18 protein-coding genes are annotated in these 23,035 nt (G+C 63.6%); 7 read left to right on the top strand and 11 right to left on the bottom strand.

Annotated elements, in window-relative coordinates; all coding sequences use genetic code 11:
* Positions 1–16: 16 nt before the first annotated feature.
* Entirely contained in the window at positions 17–2,788 is a 2,772-nt protein-coding gene (gene gyrA, locus ACYU03_RS07245; protein ID WP_461889285.1) for a DNA gyrase subunit A, read from the bottom strand.
* Positions 2,789–3,326: 538 nt separating this feature from the next.
* Here gyrA and ACYU03_RS07240 point away from each other — a divergent pair.
* A complete protein-coding gene (locus tag ACYU03_RS07240) occupies positions 3,327–3,782 on the top strand; it encodes an REP-associated tyrosine transposase (protein WP_461889283.1) in 456 nt (151 codons plus the stop codon).
* 84 nt (positions 3,783–3,866) lie between these two features.
* Here the strand turns inward: ACYU03_RS07240 and mtnA are convergent, their stop codons facing one another.
* Entirely contained in the window at positions 3,867–4,943 is a 1,077-nt protein-coding gene (gene mtnA, locus ACYU03_RS07235; RefSeq protein ID WP_461889281.1) for an S-methyl-5-thioribose-1-phosphate isomerase, read from the bottom strand.
* Positions 4,944–5,052: 109 nt separating this feature from the next.
* Here mtnA and ACYU03_RS07230 point away from each other — a divergent pair, with 109 nt between their 5' ends.
* The 4 genes from ACYU03_RS07230 to ACYU03_RS07215 all read left to right on the top strand — a co-directional run bounded on the left by ACYU03_RS07230 (position 5,053) and on the right by ACYU03_RS07215 (position 8,751).
* The gene (locus ACYU03_RS07230; protein ID WP_461889280.1) at positions 5,053–6,378 is read left to right on the top strand and encodes a TRZ/ATZ family hydrolase; all 1,326 of its coding nucleotides are present in this window, start codon (positions 5,053–5,055) and stop codon (positions 6,376–6,378) included.
* A 62-nt stretch (positions 6,379–6,440) separates the two neighbouring features.
* Positions 6,441–7,139 (top strand): bifunctional 2-polyprenyl-6-hydroxyphenol methylase/3-demethylubiquinol 3-O-methyltransferase UbiG, encoded by a 699-nt coding sequence (ubiG, locus tag ACYU03_RS07225; RefSeq protein WP_461889278.1) that lies wholly within the window; start codon positions 6,441–6,443, stop codon positions 7,137–7,139.
* Between the two features lie 2 nt (positions 7,140–7,141).
* A complete protein-coding gene (gene mupP, locus ACYU03_RS07220; RefSeq protein WP_461889276.1) occupies positions 7,142–7,813 on the top strand; it encodes an N-acetylmuramic acid 6-phosphate phosphatase MupP in 672 nt (223 codons plus the stop codon).
* 197 nt (positions 7,814–8,010) lie between these two features.
* A complete protein-coding gene (locus tag ACYU03_RS07215; RefSeq protein ID WP_461889275.1) occupies positions 8,011–8,751 on the top strand; it encodes a YciK family oxidoreductase in 741 nt (246 codons plus the stop codon).
* Here the strand turns inward: ACYU03_RS07215 and ACYU03_RS07210 are convergent.
* The 7 genes from ACYU03_RS07210 to ACYU03_RS07180 form a co-directional block, all read right to left on the bottom strand.
* Positions 8,738–9,541 carry a TenA family transcriptional regulator gene (locus tag ACYU03_RS07210; RefSeq protein ID WP_461889273.1) on the bottom strand — a complete coding sequence of 268 codons (804 nt, stop codon included), beginning with the start codon at positions 9,539–9,541 and terminating at the stop codon, positions 8,738–8,740. The two genes, ACYU03_RS07215 and ACYU03_RS07210, sit on opposite strands and share 14 nt — an antisense overlap.
* A 38-nt stretch (positions 9,542–9,579) precedes the next feature.
* Positions 9,580–12,036: an EAL domain-containing protein gene (locus tag ACYU03_RS07205; RefSeq protein ID WP_461889269.1), complete on the bottom strand. Its 2,457-nt coding sequence runs from the start codon at positions 12,034–12,036 to the stop codon at positions 9,580–9,582.
* Between the two features lie 245 nt (positions 12,037–12,281).
* On the bottom strand, positions 12,282–14,114 hold the full coding sequence (locus ACYU03_RS07200) for an ABC transporter ATP-binding protein (protein WP_461889267.1): 1,833 nt from the start codon (positions 14,112–14,114) through the stop codon (positions 12,282–12,284).
* Complete coding sequence (locus ACYU03_RS07195) at positions 14,107–14,739, bottom strand: DsbA family protein (RefSeq protein ID WP_461889265.1); 633 nt, start codon at positions 14,737–14,739, stop codon at positions 14,107–14,109. The genes ACYU03_RS07200 and ACYU03_RS07195 overlap by 8 nt, the downstream gene beginning before the upstream one ends.
* 3 nt (positions 14,740–14,742) lie before the next feature.
* Positions 14,743–15,678, bottom strand: a complete 936-nt coding sequence (trhO, locus tag ACYU03_RS07190; protein WP_461889263.1) for an oxygen-dependent tRNA uridine(34) hydroxylase TrhO — start codon at positions 15,676–15,678, stop codon at positions 14,743–14,745.
* Between the two features lie 107 nt (positions 15,679–15,785).
* The gene (locus ACYU03_RS07185; protein ID WP_461889261.1) at positions 15,786–16,085 is read right to left on the bottom strand and encodes a BolA family protein; all 300 of its coding nucleotides are present in this window, start codon (positions 16,083–16,085) and stop codon (positions 15,786–15,788) included.
* A 16-nt stretch (positions 16,086–16,101) separates the two neighbouring features.
* Positions 16,102–16,626 carry a DUF2059 domain-containing protein gene (locus tag ACYU03_RS07180; RefSeq protein ID WP_461889259.1) on the bottom strand — a complete coding sequence of 175 codons (525 nt, stop codon included), beginning with the start codon at positions 16,624–16,626 and terminating at the stop codon, positions 16,102–16,104.
* 156 nt (positions 16,627–16,782) lie between these two features.
* Between ACYU03_RS07180 and ACYU03_RS07175 the strand changes: the two genes are divergently transcribed.
* Positions 16,783–18,177 carry a class II fumarate hydratase gene (locus tag ACYU03_RS07175; RefSeq protein ID WP_461889257.1) on the top strand — a complete coding sequence of 465 codons (1,395 nt, stop codon included), beginning with the start codon at positions 16,783–16,785 and terminating at the stop codon, positions 18,175–18,177.
* A gap of 12 nt (positions 18,178–18,189) precedes the next feature.
* On the opposite strand, the gene ACYU03_RS07170 is transcribed toward ACYU03_RS07175, so the two are convergent.
* Together ACYU03_RS07170 and pap are read right to left on the bottom strand one after the other, a co-directional pair.
* Positions 18,190–19,146 (bottom strand): DMT family transporter, encoded by a 957-nt coding sequence (locus ACYU03_RS07170; protein ID WP_461889255.1) that lies wholly within the window; start codon positions 19,144–19,146, stop codon positions 18,190–18,192.
* Between the two features lie 245 nt (positions 19,147–19,391).
* A complete protein-coding gene (gene pap, locus ACYU03_RS07165; RefSeq protein ID WP_461889253.1) occupies positions 19,392–20,885 on the bottom strand; it encodes a polyphosphate:AMP phosphotransferase in 1,494 nt (497 codons plus the stop codon).
* A gap of 100 nt (positions 20,886–20,985) precedes the next feature.
* Between pap and mnmC the strand changes: the two genes are divergently transcribed.
* Entirely contained in the window at positions 20,986–22,977 is a 1,992-nt protein-coding gene (mnmC, locus tag ACYU03_RS07160) for a bifunctional tRNA (5-methylaminomethyl-2-thiouridine)(34)-methyltransferase MnmC2/FAD-dependent 5-carboxymethylaminomethyl-2-thiouridine(34) oxidoreductase MnmC1 (RefSeq protein WP_461889251.1), read from the top strand.
* The last annotated feature ends 58 nt before the right edge of the window (positions 22,978–23,035 follow it).

Raw genomic sequence — 23,035 nt, 5'->3', positions numbered from 1 at the left:
CGGGTTGTTGCGCTGTTTATTCCTGGGGAGCCTCTTCGTCGACGCCCGCGTCGTCAGCCGTCGCGTCCACGGCCCCTACCTCGACGCCGCCCTCTTGCTCCTCGATGAAGTCGTCCCCGACCTCCTCCGAAGGCTCCTGGACCCGCTCCAGGCCGACCAGGGTCTCATCGCTGGCCAGCTTGATCAAGGTCACGCCCTGGGTGTTGCGACCCAGGCTGGAGACCTCACCGACACGGGTCCGCACCAGGGTGCCCTGGTCGGAGATCAGCATGATTTCTTCGCCTTCCTGCACCTGGATGGCGCCAATCAGCTTGCCGTTGCGCCCCTTGGTGCCCATGGCGATGACACCCTGACCACCTCGGCCGCGGCGCGGGAACTTGCTCAGCGGCGTGCGCTTGCCGAAACCACGCTCGGAGGCGGTGAGGATCTGCGCGCCAGACTCGGGAATCAACATGGAGATCAGTTGCTGGCCCTTGCCCAGCTTCATGCCGCGGACACCGCGGGCATTACGGCCCATCTGGCGCACCACGCTTTCGGCGAAGCGGATCACCTTGCCGGCATCGGAGAACATCATCACTTCCTTGGAACCGTCGGTGATGGCGGCGGCGATCAGGGTATCGCCCTCCTTGAGTTTCAGGGCGATCAGGCCACTGGAGCGCGGACGGGCGAACTGGGCCAGCGGGGTCTTCTTGACGGTGCCGGAAGCGGTGGCCATGAAGATGTAGGCGCCGGTCGGCTCGGCGACCAGTTCCGGCGTATCGCCCTCTTCCTCGTCGACTTCTTCAGGCTCGACGATCTCGCCTTCGATCACGGCGTCATCGGCATCGTCCAACTCCTCGTCGGCACCGACGCTCTGCTGCAGGGCCTCCAGGTCGATCTGCAGCATGGTGGTGATGTATTCACCCTCTTCCAGCGGCAGCAGGTTGACCAGTGGACGACCACGCGCAGCGCGCGAAGCTTCAGGGATCTCATAGGTCTTGAGCCAATACACCTTGCCCTTGCTGGAGAACAGCAGCAGAGTGGCGTGGCTGTTGGCGACGAGCAGATGCGCGATGTAGTCCTCATCCTTGACGCCGGTGGCCGACTTGCCCTTGCCGCCACGGCGCTGGGCCTGGTAGGCGGACAACGGCTGGGTCTTGGCATAGCCGCCGTGGGAGATGGTCACCACGCGCTCTTCTTCCGGGATCATGTCGCCCAGGGTCAGGTCCAGACGGGCGTCGAGGATCTCGGTACGGCGGACATCGCCATATTCGGCACGGATCGCCTCCAGCTCCTCGCGGATCACTTCCATCAGGCGCTCGGCGCTGCTCAGGATGCGGATCAGTTCGCCGATCTGCTTGAGGATCTCCTGGTACTCGGCCAGCAGCTTCTCGTGCTCCAGGCCGGTCAGGCGGTGCAGGCGCAGCTCGAGGATGGCCTGGGCCTGTTCCGGCGACAGGTAGTACTTGCCATCACGCAGGCCATATTGCGGATCGAGGTTTTCGGGACGGCACGACTCGGCGCCGGCACGTTCGACCATGACCTGCACGGCACTGGACTCCCAGGCGGTGTTGATCAGTGCTTCCTTGGCTTCCGACGGCGTCGGCGAGGCCTTGATCAGCGCGATCACCGGGTCGATGTTGGACAGCGCGACCGCCTGGCCTTCGAGGATATGGCCGCGCTCGCGGGCCTTGCGCAGCTCGAAGACGGTACGGCGGGTCACCACTTCACGGCGGTGACGGACGAAAGCCTCGAGCAGGTCCTTGAGGTTTAGCAGGCGCGGACGGCCGTCGATCAGGGCGACGATGTTGATACCGAAGACGCTCTGCAGTTGGGTCTGAGCATAGAGGTTGTTGAGCACGACCTCTGGCACCTCGCCACGGCGCAGCTCGATGACGATGCGCATGCCGTCCTTGTCGGACTCGTCGCGCAGCTCGGTGATACCTTCGATCTTCTTTTCCTTGACCAGCTCGGCGATCTTCTCGATCAGCCGTGCCTTGTTCAGCTGGTAAGGCAACTCGGTGATGACTATCTGCTGGCGGCCACCGACCTTGTCGATGTCCTCGACCTCGGAGCGGGCACGCATGTAGATGCGGCCACGGCCGGTGCGGTAGGCCTCGATGATGCCCTGGCGGCCGTTGATCAGGCCAGCGGTTGGGAAGTCCGGGCCGGGGATGAACTGCATCAGTTCGTCGATCGTCACCTCGGGGTTATCGATCAGCGCCAGACAGCCATCGATGACCTCGCCAAGGTTGTGCGGCGGGATGTTGGTCGCCATGCCCACGGCGATACCGCTGGAACCATTGACCAGCAGGTTGGGGATCTTGGTCGGCATGACCGCAGGGATCTGCTCGGTACCGTCGTAGTTGGGCACCCAGTCGACGGTTTCCTTGTGCAAGTCGGCCAGCAGCTCGTGGGCCAGCTTGGCCATGCGCACTTCGGTGTATCGCATGGCCGCGGCGTTGTCGCCGTCGACCGAACCGAAGTTGCCTTGGCCGTCGACCAGCAAGTAGCGCAGCGAGAATGGCTGCGCCATACGCACGATGGTGTCGTAGACCGCGGTGTCGCCGTGCGGGTGGTACTTACCGATAACGTCACCGACCACACGGGCGGACTTCTTGTACGGTTTGTTCCAGTCGTTGCCCAGTTCGCTCATCGCATAGAGAACGCGGCGATGCACGGGCTTCAAGCCATCACGCGCATCGGGCAGTGCACGCCCGACAATGACGCTCATCGCGTAGTCGAGGTAGGACTGTCTCAGTTCGTCTTCGATATTGACCGGGAGGATTTCTTTGGCCAGTTCGCCCATGAGAAGCCTGATTCCTTTTTCTGGTGAAACCTCGTCACATCCATATGGGACGAACGAAGCTCGCCGCCGCAGCGCTTGGCCATGCGACGACTTACGACAAATCAACGAGTTAAGCCATGGATCTGCGCAAAGAAGGCCGCCTTGCTGGGCGACCTTGGAAACCGTCGGATGTTACCACAAAGGCTGGGAGCTTGGGAGTATCGCAGGATGCCGCCGAGCAGCGGTTCTACTTGAAGCCTGTGGAAATTCCGAGGCATTTGCCGCTCCGCTGGCGAGGGCTTCGCCCTCGATCGCGACACAAGGCCGCTCCCACAGAGTGGAGCTGGACACGGTCCAGCTTTTGGGGGCGGCCAGGCAGAAGTGGTGCCGACCTGTGGGAGCGGCCTTGTGTCGCGATGGGCTGCGCAGCAGCCCTCAGATTATCCAGCCCCCAGGAGGCCCATGCCCGACCTCAGAATCACAAATCCAGCAACAACCCCAGCCTGCTCTCCTTGAGCCCAGCGGCTAACGTTGAGCCTCACCCTCCAAAGAGAACGACATGGATCGTCCACGCTCCCACCTCTTGCGTCGAGGACGCATATCCCAACCAGGTAGACTCTACCTACTCACCAGCGTCACACAGAACCGGGCACCACTGTTCAAGGAGTTCCATTTGGCAAGAGTGGTCATCCAGCAAATTCGGGCCGCTGAACAGGAAAAAGCCTGCCGCTCACTGGCCTGGGTAGTCATGCCTGATCACATTCACTGGCTGATCGAGCTTGGGCCGACCACACTCAGCACCCTGATGTGCCGGTTCAAATCCCGCAGCAGTTGCGCCCTATACAAGGCCAGCCGCTATCGAGACCACGTCTGGCAACCGGGGTATCAGGATCGAGCATTACGTCGCGAGGAAGATGTGCTGGAAGTCGCGCGCTATATTATCGCCAACCCTCTACGCGCCGGCCTGGTTCAGCAAATTGGCGATTACCCTCATTGGGATGCGGTCTGGCTGTGAGCCGTGTCCCCGATCGCTGGCGAGGGCTTCGCCCTCGATCGCGACACAAGGCCGCTCCCACAGAGGGCTTGCCCTCGGTGACAATCAATGCAACCGCTTGCGACACATCAATTGGGCCAACTTGACGGTGTCCGGGCGTTCGACGATGCCTTTCTCGGTCACGATCACGTCGATCAGATCTGCCGGGGTCACGTCGAATACCGGGTTGAGGGCCTCGACGTCGGCCGCAACGCGCTTACCGTTAACTTCCAGCACTTCAGCGCTGGAGCGCTGTTCGAGCGGGATATCTTCGCCGCTCGCCAGGTTCAGGTCGATGCTCGAACTCGGCGCCACCACCATGAAGCGCACGCCATGGTGCATGGCGGTCACCGCCAACTGGTAGGTGCCGATCTTGCTGGCCACGTCGCCATTGGCGCTGATGCAGTCGGCACCAACGATCACCCAGGTGATGCCCTTGGTCTTCATCAGGTGGGCAGCCGCCGAGTCGGTGTTGACGGCCAGTGGAATGCCGTCGCTGGCCAGTTCCCAGGCCGTCAGCCGCGACCCCTGCAGCCAGGGCCGGGTTTCGTCGACGTAGACCCGCTCGACCATGCCTTCCAGGTACGCGGCGCGGATCACCCCCAGCGCAGTACCAAAGCCTCCGGTGGCCAGGGCCCCGGCGTTGCCATGGGTCAGCAAGGTCTGCTCACTGCCCAGGTGCTTGCGGATCAGGTCGACGCCGTACTGGGCCATGGTCAGGTTAGCCTCGCGGTCGCTCTCGTGAATGGCCACGGCTTCGGCTTCCATCACCGCCAGCACATCTTCATCTTCACGCAGGCGCAGGAGGCGATCGCGCATGCGGTTCAGCGCCCAGAACAAGTTGGCAGCGGTAGGGCGCGATACAGCCAGGGCTTCGAAGTCCTCTTCCAGCGCCATCTGCCAGTCACCACCAGCGGCCAGGCGCGCGCGCAAGCCGAGGACGAGGCCATAGGCGGCACTGATACCAATCGCTGGCGCGCCGCGCACCACCATGGCGCGAATGGCCTCGGCGACGCCAGCGGCATCAGTACAGGCCAGCCAGGCCTTTTCGGTCGGCAGGTTGCGCTGGTCGAGCAGATACAGGGTGCCATCACGCCATTCGATGGCCGTTACCTTCTCTGCCGCCATAAGTCGCTCGCGCATCGCCTCTCCCCGCCATTCAGACATCAAAAGCGGGCGATTATAGCGAGCCTCAGGCGCGGACGCTCGGGTATACTGCGCCTTTCGCCGAACATCCCCAGGGAAACCCATCATGCCCTCACCCGCCCGCCCCCTCGACCTGCTGCTCCTGCCAACCTGGCTGGTGCCTGTCGAACCGGCCGCAGTGGTGCTGGAGGACCATGCCCTGGGTGTCCGCGACGGCCTGATCGCCTGGCTCGGCCCCCGCGACCAGGCCCCCGAGGCCCTGGAGATTCGTGAGTTGCCAGACTGCCTGCTGAGCCCGGGATTGATCAATGCCCACGGCCACGCGGCGATGACCCTATTCCGCGGCCTGGCCGACGACCTACCGCTGATGACCTGGCTGCAGGAGCATATCTGGCCGGCCGAGGGTCGCTGGGTCGATGAGGCCTTCGTCCGCGACGGCACCGACCTGGCCATTGCCGAGCAGCTCAAGGGCGGCGTCACCTGCTTCTCGGACATGTACTTCTTCCCCAAGGAAGCCTGCGAGCGGGTCCATCACAGCGGCATCCGCGCGCAGGTCGCCGTGCCCTTGCTGGACTTCCCGATCCCGGGCGCGCGCACCACGGAAGAAGGCCTGCACCTAGGCATCGAACTGTTCAACGACTTGCGCCACCACCCGCGCATCAGCATCGCCCTAGGGCCGCATGCGCCCTATACGGTGAATGACGAGAACCTGGAGAAAATCCGCATCATCGCCGAAGAGCTGGATGCACCGATCCATATGCACATCCAGGAAACCGCCTCCGAGGTCGAACAATCCCTGGCCGAGCGCGGCGAGCGCCCGTTGGCCCGCCTCGCCCGTCTGGGCCTGCTGGGGCCGCGCCTGCAAGCGGTGCACATGACCCAGATCAGCGACGAGGACCTGGCCCTGCTGGTAGAAAGCAACACCAGCGTGGTGCACTGCCCGGAATCGAACCTCAAGCTGGCCAGTGGCTTCTGCCCGGTCGAGCGCCTATGGCAGGCCGGCGTCAACGTGGCCATCGGCACCGATGGCGCGGCCAGCAACAATGACTTGGACCTGCTCGGCGAGACCCGCACCGCGGCGCTGCTGGCCAAGGCGGTCGCAGGCTGCGCTTCGGCCCTGGATGCGCACCGCGCCCTGCGCATGGCGACCCTGAACGGTGCCCGCGCCCTAGGCCTGGAGGCCATTACCGGCTCACTGGAGCTGGGCAAGGCCGCAGACCTGGTTGTATTCGACCTTTCGGGGCTGGCCCAGCAACCGGTCCATGACCCGGTCTCGCAACTGATCTACGCCACAGGCCGCGACTGCGTCCGCCACGTCTGGGTGGCTGGCAGGCAACTGCTGGACGAGCGCCGCCTGACCCGCCTGGACGAGCAGGCCCTGATCGCCACCGCCCGCGCCTGGGGCGAGCGCATCGGCAAACGCAACGAATAACCGGCCAGCAGCCACGGCTGCCGCCCCGTGACACTTTTACCGAAGTTTCAGAGGACCGTTCCATGAGCAACGTCGACCACGCCGAAATCGCCAAGTTCGAAGCCTTGGCCCACCGCTGGTGGGACCGCGAGAGCGAGTTCAAGCCACTGCACGACATCAACCCGTTGCGGGTCAACTGGATCGACGAGCGCGTCGGTCTGGCCGGCAAGAAGGTGCTGGACGTCGGTTGCGGCGGCGGCATCCTCAGCGAAGCCATGGCGCTGCGCGGCGCCACGGTCACCGGTATCGACATGGGCGAGGCGCCGCTGGCCGTTGCCCAACTGCACCAACTGGAGTCCGGCGTCGCGGTCGAATACCGGCAGACCACCGCCGAGGCCCTGGCCGAGGAAATGCCCGAACAGTTCGATGTGGTCACCTGCCTGGAGATGCTCGAGCACGTTCCAGACCCCTCCTCGGTGATCCGCGCCTGCTGCCGCATGGTCAAGCCTGGCGGCCAGGTGTTCTTCTCCACCATCAACCGCAACCCCAAGGCCTACCTGTTCGCCATCATCGGCGCCGAGTACATCATGAAGCTGCTGCCTCGCGGCACCCATGACTTCAAGAAGTTCATCCGCCCGTCCGAGCTGGGTGCCTGGAGCCGCAGCGCCGGCCTGGAAGTCAAGGACATCATCGGCCTGACCTACAACCCGCTGACCAAGCACTACAAGCTCAGCAGCGACGTTGACGTCAACTACATGATCCAGACCCTGCGCGAGGAATGAGCATGCGATTGCGAGCAGTACTCTTCGACATGGACGGCACCTTGCTCGACACGGCGCCAGACTTCATCGCCATCTGCCAGGCCATGCTCGCCGAGCGCGGGCTGCCGGCCATCGATGACAAACGCATCCGCGACGTGATCTCCGGCGGCGCGCGGGCCATGGTCGCCGTCACCTTTGCCATGGACCCGGAATCCGAGGGCTTCGAGGCCCTTCGCCTGGAATTCCTCGAGCGCTACCAGCGCGACTGCGCCGTGCATAGCAAGCTGTTCGACGGCATGGCCGAACTGCTGGCCGACATCGAGAAAGGCAACCTGCTGTGGGGCGTGGTCACCAACAAGCCGGTGCGCTTCGCCGAGCCGATCATGCAGCGCCTGGGCCTGGCCGAACGCTCGGCATTGCTGATCTGCCCGGACCACGTGAAGAACAGCAAGCCAGACCCGGAGCCGCTGATCCTCGCCTGCAAGACGCTGAACCTGGACCCGGCCAGCGTGCTGTTCGTCGGCGACGACCTGCGCGACATCGAGTCCGGCCGCGATGCGGGCACCCGCACGGCGGCAGTGCGCTACGGCTACATTCATCCACAGGACAATCCCAACAACTGGGGCGCGGACGTGGTCGTCGACCACCCGCTGGAGCTGCGCAAGGTAATCGACAGCGCGCTCTGCGGTTGCTGACTGGAAGCCCGGCAAACGCTGTAGCGGTAGGAGCCAGCATCAGTTGGCGATGCAAGACAAAGCCTTGCCAGAGGCTGGGCCACTCGGCGGCCATCGCCAGCTGACGCTGGCTCCTACCTCGAGACTGCAGCACCAGAAAAGCCAGTCCAGCGCACACCGGGCCGCTACGCAGGCCCTACTCACTCAAGGACAAGCCCATGTTCGACTATATCGCCCGACCAGACCTGCTACAGGGCCGGATCATCCTGGTGACCGGCGCCGGCCGTGGCATCGGCGCTGCCGCCGCCAAGGCCTACGCCGCCCATGGCGCCACCGTGCTGCTGCTGGGCAAAACCGAGACCAACCTCAACGAAATCTATGACGAGATCGTCGCCGCCGGCCACCCCCAGCCCGTGGTGATCCCGTTCAACCTCGAAACCGCCCTGCCCCACCAGTACGATGAGCTGGCGGTGATGATCGAGGACAACTTCGGCCACCTCGACGGCCTGTTGCACAACGCCTCGATCATCGGCCCACGCACACCGCTGGAGCAGTTGTCAGGCGACAACTTCATGCGTGTCATGCACATTAACGTCAATGCCATGTTCATGCTGACCAGCACCCTGTTGCCGCTGCTCAAGCTGTCCCAGGACGCTTCGGTGATTTTCACCTCCAGCAGCGTCGGTCGCAAAGGCCGAGCCTACTGGGGCGCCTATGGCGTGTCGAAGTTCGCCACCGAGGGCCTGATGCAGACCCTGGCCGACGAACTGGAGGATGTCGCAGCGGTACGCGCCAACAGCATCAACCCAGGCGCCACCCGCACCGGCATGCGCGCCCAGGCCTACCCAAGCGAGAACCCACAAAACAACCCGCTGCCGGACGAGATCATGCCGGTCTACCTGTACCTGATGGGCCCGGACAGCACTGGCATCAACGGCCAGGCCTTCAACGCCCAGTAAGCCTCAGGTTGCGGCCACGGCCAGAGGCCTGTCGCTTGTCCTGCTGCTGTTCCAACTGCATGCAGCGTTCGAGAAACAGGTGCATGCAGTCGTAACTCTTGCAGATCGCCTTGCGCAGCTCACTGCGTAGGGCCTGCGAGGGATTCTCTCCAGCCAGGGTGCAGATGATTTCCAGCGCCTCCCAGGGGTGCGCATCATCGTACTGGGCATGCATCTTCAGCCACTTCATGGCGCGCTTGCGCCCCTCCTGCGGAAAACCCTCGGCATAGGTGTCCGAAGAGCACACCCGCGCCGACCACTCACCCGTAGCGCCTTCGATGGCGTAGTTGATCGCGGCGATGATGACGATCAACGGCTCGGTCGAACACACCCGCCAGCACCAGTCGTTCAAGGCATTGAGCTCAAGTGGCACGTCTTGGGCCTGCAGTTCCTCCAGACTGATACCGTGGGCCTGGCACCAGTGCAGCCAGTAGTCGGCATGGTTGAGCTCGACGCGAATGTTGCGCATCAGCCAGCGACGCGCCATGTCTTCGCCAGGATGGCGGCCATAGCGCGTCTTGGTCAGCGCTTGGGCCATGTACAGGGAAAACTGCTCGACCACCGGCCAGCCACCGATCAGGTACTGGCGGATGGTCCCGGCCTTGAGCCGGCCGTCACGCAAACGCTGGTACAGTTCGTGTTCGACCACCCGGCGCTTGCTCTCCTGGCAGTCTTCGAGCAGTTGCCGAGCCCATTGCGGGTAGCTGTGAGAGTCCATCAATGGCCCGATCCGTATGAACGCATCACTCACTGTCAGCTCCTTGATTCCTTGTGATTTCCGGAACGGGCTCAGCGAAAGGTCCCCGGCGCCTTGAACAGCAGGGGCCTTGCAGCAATCCGTTTGCGCCGCAGGCTGTCGCAGGTGAAGACCTGCGGACGCTCGATCAGGTATCCCTGGGCGTAGTCCACGCCGATTTCCTGCAAGGCCTGCTCGATCAGAGGCGTCTCGACAAACTCGGCAATGGTCCGTTTGCCCATAACATGGCCAATATGGTTGATCACCTCGACCATGGCGCGGTTGACCGGGTCGTCCAGCATGTCCTTGACGAAACTTCCGTCGATCTTCAGGAAGTCTACAGGCAAATGTTTCAAATAAGCGAATGACGACATTCCGGCGCAGAAGTCGTCCAGGGAGAACTTGCAGCCCAGTCCCTTCAATTCATTGATGAAGCGGATGGCACTGCCCAGGTTGGCGATCGCACTGGTCTCGGTGATTTCGAAGCAGATCAGGCGGGGCGGAATGGCGTACTCGGTGAACAGCCGTTGCAGGTACTCAAGGAACTTGTCGTCACCAATGCTGCTGCCAGACAGATTGATGGCGCAGATGGCCAACGGCCCCTCGCGCTCTTCGTCCAGGCACTGGCGAATCACTTGGAATACATTGCGCACCACCCAGCGGTCCAGGGCGGTCATCAAACCATAGCGCTCGGCGGCAGGGATGAAGCTTTCAGGCAGGATGGTGCGTCCGCTTTCATCATGCAGGCGCAGCAGGATCTCGATATGACCATTGCCCTCCTGCGGTCCGAGTGCCGCGATTTCCTGGGCATACAGGCAGAAGCGGTTTTCTTCCAGGGCCACATGCAGGCGCTGGATCCAGGCCATTTCGCCAAAACGCATGGACAGCTCGCTGTCGTCGGCATGGTAGACCTGAACCCGGTTGCGGCCTTTCTCCTTGGCCATGTAGCAGGCCATGTCCGCGGCGCGCAGGGAAGCCTCCAGCGTGGCCGGCGCCTGGGCGATGTGCACCAGACCCAGACTGACGGTGGTGACGAAGGGCCGCCCCTTCCAGACGAAATGCAGGCCCTGCACGTTCTGACGCAACTGCTCGGCGATCCGCTCTGCCCGCTCCGACGGGCAGTTTTCCAGGAGGATGCCGAACTCGTCGCCGCCCAGCCTGGCCAAGGTATCGCCTTCACGTAGGCTGGCTTGCAGCACCGCGCAGATATGCCGCAGCAGTTCGTCGCCGGCGGCATGACCGCAGGTGTCATTAACCAGCTTGAACTGGTCCAGGTCGAGGAACATCAGCGAATGGCGCCCCGCTTGCCGTGCCAGGCCATTGAGCGACTGCTCCAGTCGGTATTCGAACTCACGGCGGTTGGCCAGGCCGGTCAGGGCGTCATGGGTGGCCTGCCAGGACAGGTTAGCGATGTACTGGCGCTCCTGGGTCATGTCATGCAGGACCAGAACGATGCCGCTGGCCCTCCCGCCAGAGAGGATGGGCGAGCCGACCAGGTTGACTGACACCGTGCTGCCGTCCAGGCGCTGAATCAACCGGGTATGTTCAGTGCCGCCCCTGAGGCTGCCACTGAATATCTGCTCGACCAGGGTCTGGCAATCCTTTTCAGCATTCTCGTCGAGCAGGCTGAATAGCGCTGCCAACGGCAGGCCCTGGGCCTGCTCTGCATGCCAGTGAGTCAGCTGCTCGGCAGCCGGATTCATATAGGCGATGCAACCCTCGACATCGGTGGTGATCACCGCGTCCCCGATGGATTCGAGGGTGACCTGCGCCCGCTCCTTCTCCACCTGCAATGCGTTGGCGAAGGCCTGGCGTTGAGCCAACAACTTGCTCGAACGCCGCCAAGCGAAGGTGATCAGGAACAGGGCCGTGGCCAAATTGGTGATTAGCAACAATCGCAACAAAGTGCGCGAGCCTTCGCCCAGCGCATCGCTGAATGCCTTGGACGCCGGCGTGACGCCGTCATTGATGGCGGCGATGCGCGCCTTCCAGTCAGCCACCTGACCCGCACCGACACTGCCCTGGGTGAAGCCCTGGTGCATTTGCGTGGCCAGCGAGTCCAGTTGCTGCAAGTAATCGTCACCAATGGTCCAGTACCCGATGGCCTTTTCCAGGTAGCTGACGTGGCGGAAATTGAGGTAGAGCCAGATCACACTGGCCACATCGTCAGGGTGATTACCACCGCGCAGGATGCCATCGCGGGCCGCCGCCAGGTCCGGCTCTGGCAGGTCCAGAGCCACCCGCAGGTCATGGCTGCCCTGAGGCACGGCTATGGCCCGGCTATAGCGCTGGAAGACCCGTTCGTCACGGGTTTCAGCGTAGAGATTCAGATAATAGATGGCATCCTTCTGCCCCTTGGACCACAGGCTTTCACCAGCCACATAGGCGCGCACCGCCGACAGGGCATAGAGGCTGACACTGCCCAGCAACACCTGGAAAACCACAACGGCGACAAAGGGCCAGATAATGCCCAGCAGCCTTGGCGTTTCTAGCGTCTGACTTCCCTTCATGTAATCCCTGTCGTTAAGGCGGATAAAACTCAACCTAGACAAGCACAGCCTAAGTCATTTGCCATGATTGTGGTGGGGATTTTCTGATTGGGGTGACAGGCATTTACCGGCCTCCATGGACAAGACCGTGGCCTGCCTGTCGACGCTATACCGGTAAGAGCCAACGTCAGTTGGCGATGCAAGGCCCAGCCTTGCCAAAGGCCGGGCCGCTCGCCAACTGACGCGAACGTCTGCGCCGGCCCTGTTCAGCTCTGCTGCAAATGCCCGTAGAGCTTGGCATACAGCCCGCCTTCGGCGATCAGTTGCTGGTGATCACCATCCTCGGCCACATGCCCGCCATCGAACACCAACACCCGGTCGGCCTGCTTCACCGCCGACAGGCGGTGGGCGATGATCAGCGTGGTACGCGCGCTGAGGAAGCGCGTCAGTGCCTGGTGAAGGTTGTACTCGGTGGCGGCATCCAGGGCCGAGGTCGCCTCGTCGAGGATCACCACCTTGGGCTCGGCCAGGACCATCCGGGCAATGGCCAGGCGTTGCCGCTGGCCGCCCGACAGGCGTACGCCAGAACGACCGACCACGCTGTCCAGGCCCTGGGGCAGCGCGGCGATGGTGGTGTCCAGTTGGGCGATGTGCAGGGCCTGCCAGCAAGCATCGTCGCTGCAGTCACGCCCCATGGTCAGGTTGGCCCTAACGCTGTCGTTGAACAACGAAGGGTGCTGCAGGACCACCGCCACGTTCTCGCGCAGGGTCTCCAGGCCAATCTCCTGCAGGCTCGCGCCACCGAAGCGGATAGACCCTGCCTGGGCGCTGTACAAACCCAGCAGCAGTTGCACCAGGGTGCTCTTGCCACCGCCGCTGGCGCCGACGATCGCCACTTTTTCGCCCGGCGCAATGGACAGGTTGAGCTGGTCGAGAACCGGCTCGTCGGCATAGGCAAAACGCAGGTCGCGCACTTCGATGCCGACGGTATCGCGGCCGGCGAAGGGGTTGCTTGCCGCCGGGTACTGCGGTTCATCGGCACGCGCCAGCAGCTCGTTGAGACGGCTCAGCGCGCCACCGGCTGCGTAGAAGGCATATTGCAGGTTGAGCAGTTGCTCGACCGGCCCGATCATGAACCAGAGGTAGCTGAACACCGCCAGCATCTGCCCGATCGACAGATCGGAAAACAGCACGGTGAGCATGGCCGCGGCGCGGAAGATGTCGATACCGAACTGGAACAACAGTCCGCTGGCGCGGCCACTGGCGTCGCTCTTCCATTGCGAGGCCACGGCATAGTCGCGCACTTCCCGGGCACGCAGGCCGAGACGGCCGAGGAAATAACCCTGGCGGTTGCCGGCACGGATTTCCTGGATGGCATCCAGGGTCTCGGTGAGGGCCTGGGTGAAGCGCGACGTGCTGTCGTTCTCGAGCTTCTTCAGGTGCTTGACCCGCTTGCCCAACTGCACCGTGAAGTAGATCACCAGCGGGTTGAACAGCAGGATCAGCAGGGCCAGTTGCCAGTGCATCCAGATCAGGATCGCCGCCGTGCCGGTCAGGGTCAGCACCGCCACCAGGAAGCGACTGAGGGTTTCGCCGACGAACTTGTCCAGGGTGTCCAGATCGGTGACCAAGTGAGTAGTCACGGTGCCACTACCAAGGCTCTCGTACTCGCTCAGGGAGATCCGCTTGAGCCGCTCGATCAAGCGGATGCGCAAACGGTAGACGATATCCTTGGCCAGGCCGGCGAACAGCTTAGCCTGCACCACGTTGAACGCCAGCGAAGCACAGCGCAGGCCCAGGGTCGCCACAAGCATCAGGCCGATATAGCCGGCCGCCACCTGCCACTGCGAAGGCAGCAGGTTGTTCATCCATTTCAAGGCGGCATCGCCATGCCCCAACAGCACTTCGTCGACCAGCAGCGGCAGCAGCAAAGGAATCGGCACACTGCACAACGCGGCCATGACAGCCACCGCATTGGCGCCCCACAGGGCTTTGCGGTGATGCAGCGCCAGGCGGCGGATCTCCGCCCAGCTCAGCCGGTCGGGCACGACGGGGGCTGGCCCCGGCACAGGGTCGGGCGACCCTGGCAGATCAAGCACAAACGGCCTGCTGCAGCCAGCGGCCGAGCAGGGGTTGCAAGCGATCCAGCGGCTGGTGGCCGTTGGTCAGCAGAGCCAACTGGCCATTGCGCTCGGCCAGCAACGTGGGGAAGCCGGCAATGCCAAGGTCCTGGACCCAGCTGAAATCCGCTGCAGTCGCCCCACGCGTTTCTGCGCTGATGAACGCATCGGCGAAACGGGTGCGGTCGAAGCCGGCCTGCTCGGCAAGGTTCACCAGTTGAGGCGCGCGGGTGACGTCCTCACCCTCCTGGTAGAAGGCATGCTGGATCAGCCCGAGCAAGGTCCAGGCGCGCGACGCATCGAGCTCACGCGCCGCCACCAGTGCCCGGCAGGCAGGCTCGGTGTCGTAAACGAAACCGTCCGGCATGGCCCCTTCGAAGCGGAAAGCCTGGCCGGTAGCTTCGGCGACTGCCTGCCAGTGTTCGAGGATGTAGCGTCGGGTCGAGGCGTCCAGGGCGCTGCTGCCGGTGCGCAAGCCACCCGGCACCAGGTGGGTCTCGACGCCAGCCTCACGCGCCTGCGCAATCAGGGCCTCGGCCACTGGCGCAAACCCCCAACACCAGGAGCACATCGGGTCCATCACATAAAGCAGGCGCGCGGACATACATCAGACCTCGGCTTTGCGGTAGTTGTAACCGATCGGGTGGGGCTGGTTGCGGGCCTTGGCCAGTTCGATCTGTTTCTGCCGGTCGATGGCGCTGCGCCGGGTCTTCTCGCTCAGGCTGTCCCAGCAGTGCGGGCAACTGATGCCTGGCGAATAGTGCTCGGACGCACGGTCCTCCACGCTGATCGGGTGACGACAGGCATGGCACTGGTCGTAGTCACCTTCGCTCAGGTCATGGCGCACCGTGACACGGTTGTCGAAAACGAAGCAGTCGCCCTGCCAGCGGCTTTCTTCCTGAGGCACCTCTTCGAGGTATTTCAGGATCCCGCCCTTAAGATGATAGACGTCTTCGAAGCCCTCACCGAGCATGTAGCTGGAGGCCTTCTCGCAGCGGATGCCGCCAGTGCAGAACATGGCCACTTTCTTGTGCTTGCTCGGATCGAAGTTGGCCTTGATGTAGTCGGGAAACTCGCGGAAGGTCGCGGTCTTCGGGTCGATCGCACCTTCGAAGGTGCCGATGGCCACCTCGTAGTCGTTACGGGTGTCGATCAACAGCACTTCCGGGTCGCTGATCAGCGCGTTCCAGTCCTTCGGGTCGACGTAGGTGCCGACCTTACGGTTCGGGTCGACGCCCGGCACGCCCAGGGTGACGATCTCTTTCTTGAGCTTGACCTTGGTGCGGTAGAACGGCTGTTCGTCGCAGTAGGATTCCTTGTGGTCGACATCGATCAGGCGCGGGTCGTTGCGCAACCAGGCCAGCAGCGCGTCGATAGCCTCACGGGTGCCCGAGACGGTGCCGTTGATGCCTTCCTCGGCCAGCAGCAGGGTGCCTTTGACGCCGTTGTCCAGCATGGTGTTGAGCAGCGGCTCGCGCAGCTCGACGTAATCTTCCAGGGTGACGAACTTGTACAGCGCCGCCACGACGATCGGTTGGGTCATGCGATGAAATCTCCAGGTGGCCGTCCTCGCAAAGGACGAACCGGATGGCAAAAAAAACGCGCCGACAAGCGGCGCGTTGCACAGTTTACCAAAATCCTGGAAAGGATTCAGTGCTTGCTGCCCCCAGCGCAGACCGGCGAAGCCGGTGCGGCACCGACCTGGGCCCACTCCTGCGGGGTATAGGTGTGCAGGGCCAGGGCATGGAACTGCCCCATCAGCTCGCCGAGGGTGGCATACACCTTCTGGTGACGCTTGACGCTGTTCAGTCCCTCGAACTGCTCGCTGACCACCACTGCCTTGTAGTGGGTCTGCTGGCCGCGGCTGTGCATGTGGCTCTCGTCCAGCACCTGCAAGTGCTGGGGCGCCAGGGCGGCCAAGTGCTGTTCGATCTGTTGCTGCATGCTCATCGACGGGCTCCGCTTATCACTTCTTCGTCGGCGCGGCGACCTTGCCGGCATTAGGGTCGAGTTCCTTGGTCATGTCTTCCAGCAGCTTGTTGACCACAGGCACGGCGCTTTCGAGCTTGGCCTGAGTCAGCTGGGCCGACTGCTGGGTGACCTGAGGCATCTTGGTCATGACCTTCCTGCCCAGCGGCGACTCATAGAACTTGACCAGATCGTTGAGTTCGCTTTCGGTGAAGTTCGCGGTGTAGAGCTTGACCATGTCCGGCTTGAGCTTGTTCCAGCCGATGGCCTGGTCCAGGGCCGCATTGGCCTTGGCCTGGTAGCTGTCCAGTACGGTCTTCTTGGCCGCCGGGGCCTTGGTCTGCTCGAAGCGCTGGGCGAACATCTGTTGGACTTGCATGTACACCGGAGTGCCCAGCTTGTCGGCATTGGCCAGCTGGAGGAATTTTTCAGCACTGGCGTTGTGACTGGCGGTATCGGCGAGCACTTGGCCGCTGGCACAAGCCAGGGCGACAGCGACGCAGAGGGCACGGAGACGGGTCATCGGAATTCCTTCATTAAACAGGTGAGGTAATACCCCAAGGTAAAGCATTCTGCGCCGACATGGACGCAACGCTCAAGTAGGACGACGAGCGACGGAACCGCTGCATCGAATGAGGGCCTAAACTGCGGTTTCAGACAACAAAGGAGTGAGCGCAGCATGAGCCGTATCGAAACTGACAGCCTGGGCCCGGTCGAAGTTCCTGAGGAGGCCTACTGGGGCGCGCAGACGCAACGCTCGCTGATCAACTTCGCCATTGGCAAGGAACGCATGCCACTCGCGGTGCTGCACGCCCTGGCGCTGATCAAGAAGGCCGCGGCCAGGGTCAACGACCGCAATGGCGACCTACCGGCCGACGTTGCCCGGCTGATCGAACAGGCCGCCGACGAAGTGCTCGACGGTCAGCACGACGACCAGTTCCCGCTGGTGGTCTGGCAGACTGGTAGCGGCACCCAGAGCAACATGAACGTCAACGAAGTGATCGCCGGCCGCGCCAACGAACTGGCCGGCAAGGGCCGCGGCGGCAAGGTGCCAGTACACCCGAACGACCACGTCAATCGCTCGCAGAGCTCCAACGACTGCTTCCCCACCGCCATGCACATCGCCACCGTCCAGGCGGTACAGCACAAGCTGTTGCCGGCGATCACCGAGCTGTCTTCGGGGCTGGCCGAGTTGGCCGCGCGTCATCAGCACCTGGTCAAGACTGGCCGCACCCACATGATGGACGCCACGCCGATTACCTTCGGCCAGGAAGTCTCGGCCTTCGTTGCCCAGCTCGACTACGCCCAACGCGCCATCCGGGCGTCGTTGCCAGCGGTCTGCGAGCTGGCCCAGGGCGGCACGGCGGTAGGCACTGGGCTGAATGCCCCGCACGGTTTCGCCGAAGCCGTGGCGGCAGAGCTGGCTGCCCTCTCCGGCTTGCCATTCGTCACCGCGCCGAACAAATTTGCTGCCCTCTCCGGCCATGAACCGCTGACCAGCCTGGCCGGGGGCCTGAAAACCCTGGCGGTGGCACTGATGAAAATCGCCAACGACTTGCGCCTACTGGGCTCCGGCCCACGTGCCGGATTGGCCGAAGTGCGCCTGCCGGCCAACGAACCGGGCAGCTCGATCATGCCAGGCAAGGTCAACCCAACCCAATGCGAGGCCCTGTCGATGCTGGCCTGCCAGGTACTGGGCAACGACACCGCGATCAGCTTCGCGGCCAGCCAGGGCCACCTGCAGTTGAACGTGTTCAAGCCGGTGATCATCCATAACCTGCTGCAGTCCATCGAACTGCTGGCCGACGGCTGCCGCAACTTCCAGCAGCACTGCGTGGCCGGTATCGAGCCGGATGCCGAGCAAATGGCCGCGCACCTTGAACGCGGGCTGATGCTGGTTACCGCACTCAACCCGCATATCGGCTACGACAAAGCGGCAGAGATCGCCAAGAAGGCCTATGCCGAAGGCACGACCTTACGTGAAGCAGCGTTGGAGCTGGGTTACCTGACGAACGAACAGTTCAACGAATGGGTGCGCCCAGAGAACATGCTCGCACCCGGTGGCAAGGGCTGAAGGCAGGCCCGGTCAGGTGGCCAGGCGTGCGCGCCTGGCCCGCCAACCGGCCACCAGCGATGGCCCCAGGGCGACCAGGGCCGACCCAGTCACCACCACGACCGCCCCCACGTAGCCCAGCGCATTGATCTCTTCAGCCTGCACATAATCCGGCCAGCACCAGGCCGCCAGGGCCACGGCGACAAAAGTCACCAGCGGGGTCAGGGCCAAGGTCGCGCTGACCCGCGACGCCTCCCAATGGGCCAGGGCCTCGGCAAAGGCACCATAGGCCACCAGGGTGTTGAGGCAGCAGGCTAGCAGCAGCCAACCTTGCAACGGGCTCAACTGCAAGGCTTCAAGGGGATGGACCCAGGGGGTCAGCAGCAAGGCGCAGAACAGGTAGATCACCATCATCACCTGCATGGAATTCCAGACCGTCAGCAGTTGCTTCTGGCTCAGGGCATAGAAGGTCCAGATGCTGGTGGCCAGGAGGATGGTCAACACCCCCGTGGTGTAGGTGCCCAGCGAGGTCAGCAGCTCTTCCAGGCGCTGGTTGAAGAACAAACCGAAACCGGCCAGCAGGATCACCAGGCCAGCCCCCTGCCCCATGCTGAAGCGCTCCTTGAACACGAACACACTGGCGACCAACAACAGCACCGGACCGATCTGCACCACCAGTTGTGCCGTCCCTGGGCTGAGCAGGCGCAAGCCGAAGAGATACAGCACATAGTTACCGACCAGTCCGCAGGTAGCCACTGCCACCAGGCCCATTCCCTTGCGCCCTAATCGGCTGAACCTGGGCAAGCGCCGGGTCGCCGCCAGCCAGGCGAACAGCAGGCCACCGGAAACGGACAAGCGGAACCAGGTGACGGTCACCGGATCCATCACCTGCAGCACTTGCTTGAGCTTGATCGGCAGGATGCCCCAGAGCAGCGCGGTCAGCAGTGCCAGGAACAGGCCGTAGACCCAGCGTCCGGAAGAAATGTGCATAACCAGCCTCGATAAGCCCTATGGTGGGGGGAACGGGAATTCTAAAGGCTTGGCGTGTGCCACTGGGAGAAAGTGGCGGGAAAAGAATTCATCAGGTCATTCCTTTGACTCATGGCCATAGGAATTCACTGGCAAGCCCCAGCAGGGTCCCTGTGGGAGCTGTGGCACAGCCTGCGATTAGGGCCGGCCCCGGCAATACATCAGTTGCCATGAGCCATGGAATCTCTCACAGCCCCTTCACGACATCACTTCTTGTCCTTGGCAAACGCTGCTTCCAGCGCCTCATTGATCGTGCGCAGCACCTTGACCCGCGCCCAGCGCTTGTCGTTGGCCTCGACCAGGGTCCAGGGGGCGATCTCGGTGCTGGTGCGGTCGACCATGTCTTCGACCGCACTGGCGTAATCCTCCCATTTTTCGCGGTTTCGCCAATCTTCTTCGGTGATCTTGTAGCGTTTGAACGGGATCTTTTCCCGCTCCTCGAAGCGTTCGAGCTGGGTTTGCTGGTCGATCGACAGCCAGAACTTGACCACCACCACGCCGGCGTTGCTCAACTGTTCCTCGAAGTCGTTGATTTCACCATAGGCCCGCATCCAGTCGGCCTGGCTGCAGAAGCCTTCGACCCGCTCCACCAACACCCGCCCATACCAGGAGCGGTCGAAGATGGTGAACTTGCCCCTGGCCGGAACATGCCGCCAGAAGCGCCAGAGGTAAGGCTGCGCACGTTCTTCTTCGGTCGGCGCGGCGATTGGCACGATGCGGTACTGGCGCGGGTCGAGGGCGGCGGCGACGCGGCGGACGGCGCCCCCCTTGCCTGCCGCATCGTTGCCTTCGAACACGGCCACCAATGCGTGCCGGCGCATGTGCTTGTGCCGCAGCAGGCCGGCCAGGCGCGCCTGTTCGGTGATCAGTTGCTCCTGGTAGTCCTTCTTGCCCAGGTGCCGACTCAGGTCCAGGCTGGCCAGCAAGCCACGCTGGTCGATGCTGCGGCCTAACGGCGCGATATTGCTCTGGTGCTTGGGGTTCGTTTCGCTGGCCAGCGCCGACTGCAGGCCTTCGAGGAGGATGCGCCCCACGGCCAGGCTGCGGTAATGCGGATCGACGCCTTCGATCACATGCCAGGGGGCATAGTCGCGGCTGGTGCGGCGCAGGATTCGCTCGCCGAAACGCACGAAGCGATCGTAGGTTTGCGACTGCTGCCAATCCAGCGGGCTGATGCGCCAGCTGTGCAGCGGATCGTCCTTGAGGGCCTTGAGCCGTGCCTTCATCTGCTTCTTGGACAGGTGAAACCAGAACTTGAAGATCAGCGCGCCCTCGTCGCAGAGCATCTCCTCCAAGCGCTCGGCGCCACGGATGGCCTGGTCGAGCACGGCATCCTTGAACAGGCCATGGACTCGCCCCTGAAGCATCTGGCTGTACCAGTTGCCGAAGAACACCCCCATCCGCCCCTTGGCCGGCAAGGCGCGCCAGTAGCGCCAGGCCGGCGGCCGGGCCAGTTCCTCGTCGGTCTGCTGGTCGAAGGTGCGCACTTCGATCAGGCGCGGGTCCATCCACTCGTTGAGCAGCTTGACCGTCTCGCCCTTGCCTGCGCCTTCGACGCCATTGATCAACACGATGACCGGAAAACGCGCCTGCTGCTTGAGGTCGTACTGGACCTCCAGCAAGGCCTCGCGCAAGGCCGGCACTTCCGCGTCATAGGTTTCCTTGTCGATGCTGTGACCGATTTGTGCAGATTCGAACATGGCTGGCTCCCGTCATGGATAGGCAAGACTAGCGGATCGCGCGGCGCCTTGTAGGCAATTGATACGCTAGAATGCGTCACCCGCTGTAGCCGAGCCGACCATGTCCGAAACCACCCTGCCCCAGCACGCCCAGATCGACTGGGACGACCAAGGCCGCCCTCATTCGCGGCAGTACGACGACATCTATTTCTCCAAGGACCAGAGCCTGGAAGAAACCCGCCATGTCTTCATCGAGCAGAACCAACTGCGCCAGCGCTTCGCCGCACTGGGCGGACAAGACTGCCTGGTGATTGGCGAGACCGGTTTCGGCACCGGGCTGAACTTCTTCTGCGCCTGGCAAGCGTTCAGCGAGCTGGCGCCCGCCAGCGCCAGGCTGCACTTCGTCAGCGTCGAAAAGTACCCACTCAACCGCGAGGACCTGGGCCGCGCCCTGCAACTGTGGCCGGAGCTGGCACCCTTCAGTGCTCCCCTGCTGGCGCAGTACGTGGCGATGCACCCGGGCTTCCAGCAAATGAGCTTCGACCACGGCCGGGTGACGCTGACGCTGCTGATCGGTGATGTGCGGGACCAACTGCCGCTGCTCGATGCCCAGATCGATGCCTGGTTCCTCGATGGCTTCGCCCCCTCGAAGAACCCAGACATGTGGACGCCTGAGCTGTTCGCCCAACTGGCCCGGCTCTCGGCCCCAGGCGCCACCCTGGGCACCTTCACCAGCACGGGTTGGGTACGCCGGGGGCTGATCGCTGCCGGCTTTGCCATGCGCCGCGTGCCCGGCATCGGCAAGAAATGGGAAATCATGGCAGGCGAGTTCCAGGGCTGGCCCAGCGAACAGGCGCCGCCGCCCGCCACTGCGCCCTGGTATGCCCGGCCTCGCCCGCTCGCCGGGCCACGTGAAGCCCTGGTGATCGGCGCAGGCCTGGCCGGCAGCGCCACGGCGGCCAGCCTCGCCGCCCGCGGCTGGCAGGTCAGCGTGCTGGAACGCCACGACGCTCCGGCGCAGGAAGCCTCGGGCAATCCGCAAGGGGTGCTGTACTTGAAGCTATCGGCCCATGGCACCGCACTTTCGCAGCTCATCCTGGCCGGGTTCGGCTACACCCGCCGCTGGCTGGAGCGCCTGCAGCGGGGCCGTGACTGGGATGCCTGCGGCGTCCTGCAACTGGCCTTCGATGACAAGGAGGCCGCACGCCAGGCCAAGCTGACCACTGCCTTCGACAGCACTCTGCTGCAGGCCCTGCCACAACAGCAGGCCGAGGCCATCGCCGGCGTGGCGCTGCCTAGCGGAGGACTGTTCTACCCCGAGGGCGGCTGGGTGCATCCGCCCGCGCTGTGCCAGACGCAACTGGAGCAGCCGAACATACGCCTGCTGACGCACCATGAAGTCCTCGAACTGCGCAGGGCAGACGACGGCTGGCAAGCCTGGGACGGCGAGCGCCTGCTGGCCAGCGCACCGCTGGTGGTGCTGGCCGGCGCCGCCGAGATCCGCCGCTTCGAACCCTGCGCCGGGCTGCCGCTCAAGCGCATCCGTGGGCAGATCACCCGTCTGCCGGCCACCGCCGCCAGCCGTGCCCTGGGCACCGTGGTCTGCGCCGATGGCTACGTGGCGCCGCCACGCGGGGATGAACATACCTTAGGCGCCAGCTTCGATTTCCATAGCGATGACCTGACCCCGACCATCGCCGAGCACCAAGGCAATCTGGGCTTGCTGCAAGACATCTCCACGGATCTTGCTAAGCGCCTTGGCACTGCTGGGCTGGACCCAGCCAACCTGGAAGGCCGGGCCGCCTTCCGCTGCACCAGCCCCGACTACCTGCCGATCGTCGGGCCGGTGTCCGACCTGGTGGCCTTCGGCGAAACCTATGCGGTGCTCGGCAAGGATGCGCGGCAGATACCGGATATCCCCTGCCCCTGGCTGGATGGTTTGTACGTGAATAGCGGCCATGGTTCGCGCGGGCTGATCACTGCGCCGCTGAGTGGCGAGCTGATCGCCGCCTGGGTCAGTGGCGAGCCCTTGCCAGTGCCGCGCGCGGTTGCCGAGGCCTGTCATCCGAATCGCTTTGCCTTGCGTGAGCTGATACGCGGCAAGCGCGCCTGATAATCCCTGCATTCCGGCAGGAAATCGCCGACCTCTATGGGAAGCTCAACCAGGCCAC

The organism is Pseudomonas sp. X10, from assembly GCF_054889225.1.
Note: the sequence above shows the minus strand (reverse complement) of the source record. Positions and strands in the feature narration are given on the sequence as shown.

What these genes read in the sequence shown, in the direction of transcription:
- gyrA (WP_461889285.1), bottom strand. Translation starts at nt 2,788, where the DNA reads ATGGGCGAACTGGCCAAAGAAATCCTCCCGGTCAATATCGAAGACGAA.
- ACYU03_RS07240 (WP_461889283.1), top strand. Translation starts at nt 3,327, where the DNA reads ATGGATCGTCCACGCTCCCACCTCTTGCGTCGAGGACGCATATCCCAA.
- mtnA (WP_461889281.1), bottom strand. Translation starts at nt 4,943, where the DNA reads ATGCGCGAGCGACTTATGGCGGCAGAGAAGGTAACGGCCATCGAATGG.
- ACYU03_RS07230 (WP_461889280.1), top strand. Translation starts at nt 5,053, where the DNA reads ATGCCCTCACCCGCCCGCCCCCTCGACCTGCTGCTCCTGCCAACCTGG.
- ubiG (WP_461889278.1), top strand. Translation starts at nt 6,441, where the DNA reads ATGAGCAACGTCGACCACGCCGAAATCGCCAAGTTCGAAGCCTTGGCC.
- mupP (WP_461889276.1), top strand. Translation starts at nt 7,142, where the DNA reads ATGCGATTGCGAGCAGTACTCTTCGACATGGACGGCACCTTGCTCGAC.
- ACYU03_RS07215 (WP_461889275.1), top strand. Translation starts at nt 8,011, where the DNA reads ATGTTCGACTATATCGCCCGACCAGACCTGCTACAGGGCCGGATCATC.
- ACYU03_RS07205 (WP_461889269.1), bottom strand. Translation starts at nt 12,036, where the DNA reads ATGAAGGGAAGTCAGACGCTAGAAACGCCAAGGCTGCTGGGCATTATC.
- ACYU03_RS07195 (WP_461889265.1), bottom strand. Translation starts at nt 14,739, where the DNA reads ATGTCCGCGCGCCTGCTTTATGTGATGGACCCGATGTGCTCCTGGTGT.
- trhO (WP_461889263.1), bottom strand. Translation starts at nt 15,678, where the DNA reads ATGACCCAACCGATCGTCGTGGCGGCGCTGTACAAGTTCGTCACCCTG.
- ACYU03_RS07185 (WP_461889261.1), bottom strand. Translation starts at nt 16,085, where the DNA reads ATGAGCATGCAGCAACAGATCGAACAGCACTTGGCCGCCCTGGCGCCC.
- ACYU03_RS07180 (WP_461889259.1), bottom strand. Translation starts at nt 16,626, where the DNA reads ATGACCCGTCTCCGTGCCCTCTGCGTCGCTGTCGCCCTGGCTTGTGCC.
- ACYU03_RS07175 (WP_461889257.1), top strand. Translation starts at nt 16,783, where the DNA reads ATGAGCCGTATCGAAACTGACAGCCTGGGCCCGGTCGAAGTTCCTGAG.
- ACYU03_RS07170 (WP_461889255.1), bottom strand. Translation starts at nt 19,146, where the DNA reads ATGCACATTTCTTCCGGACGCTGGGTCTACGGCCTGTTCCTGGCACTG.
- pap (WP_461889253.1), bottom strand. Translation starts at nt 20,885, where the DNA reads ATGTTCGAATCTGCACAAATCGGTCACAGCATCGACAAGGAAACCTAT.
- mnmC (WP_461889251.1), top strand. Translation starts at nt 20,986, where the DNA reads ATGTCCGAAACCACCCTGCCCCAGCACGCCCAGATCGACTGGGACGAC.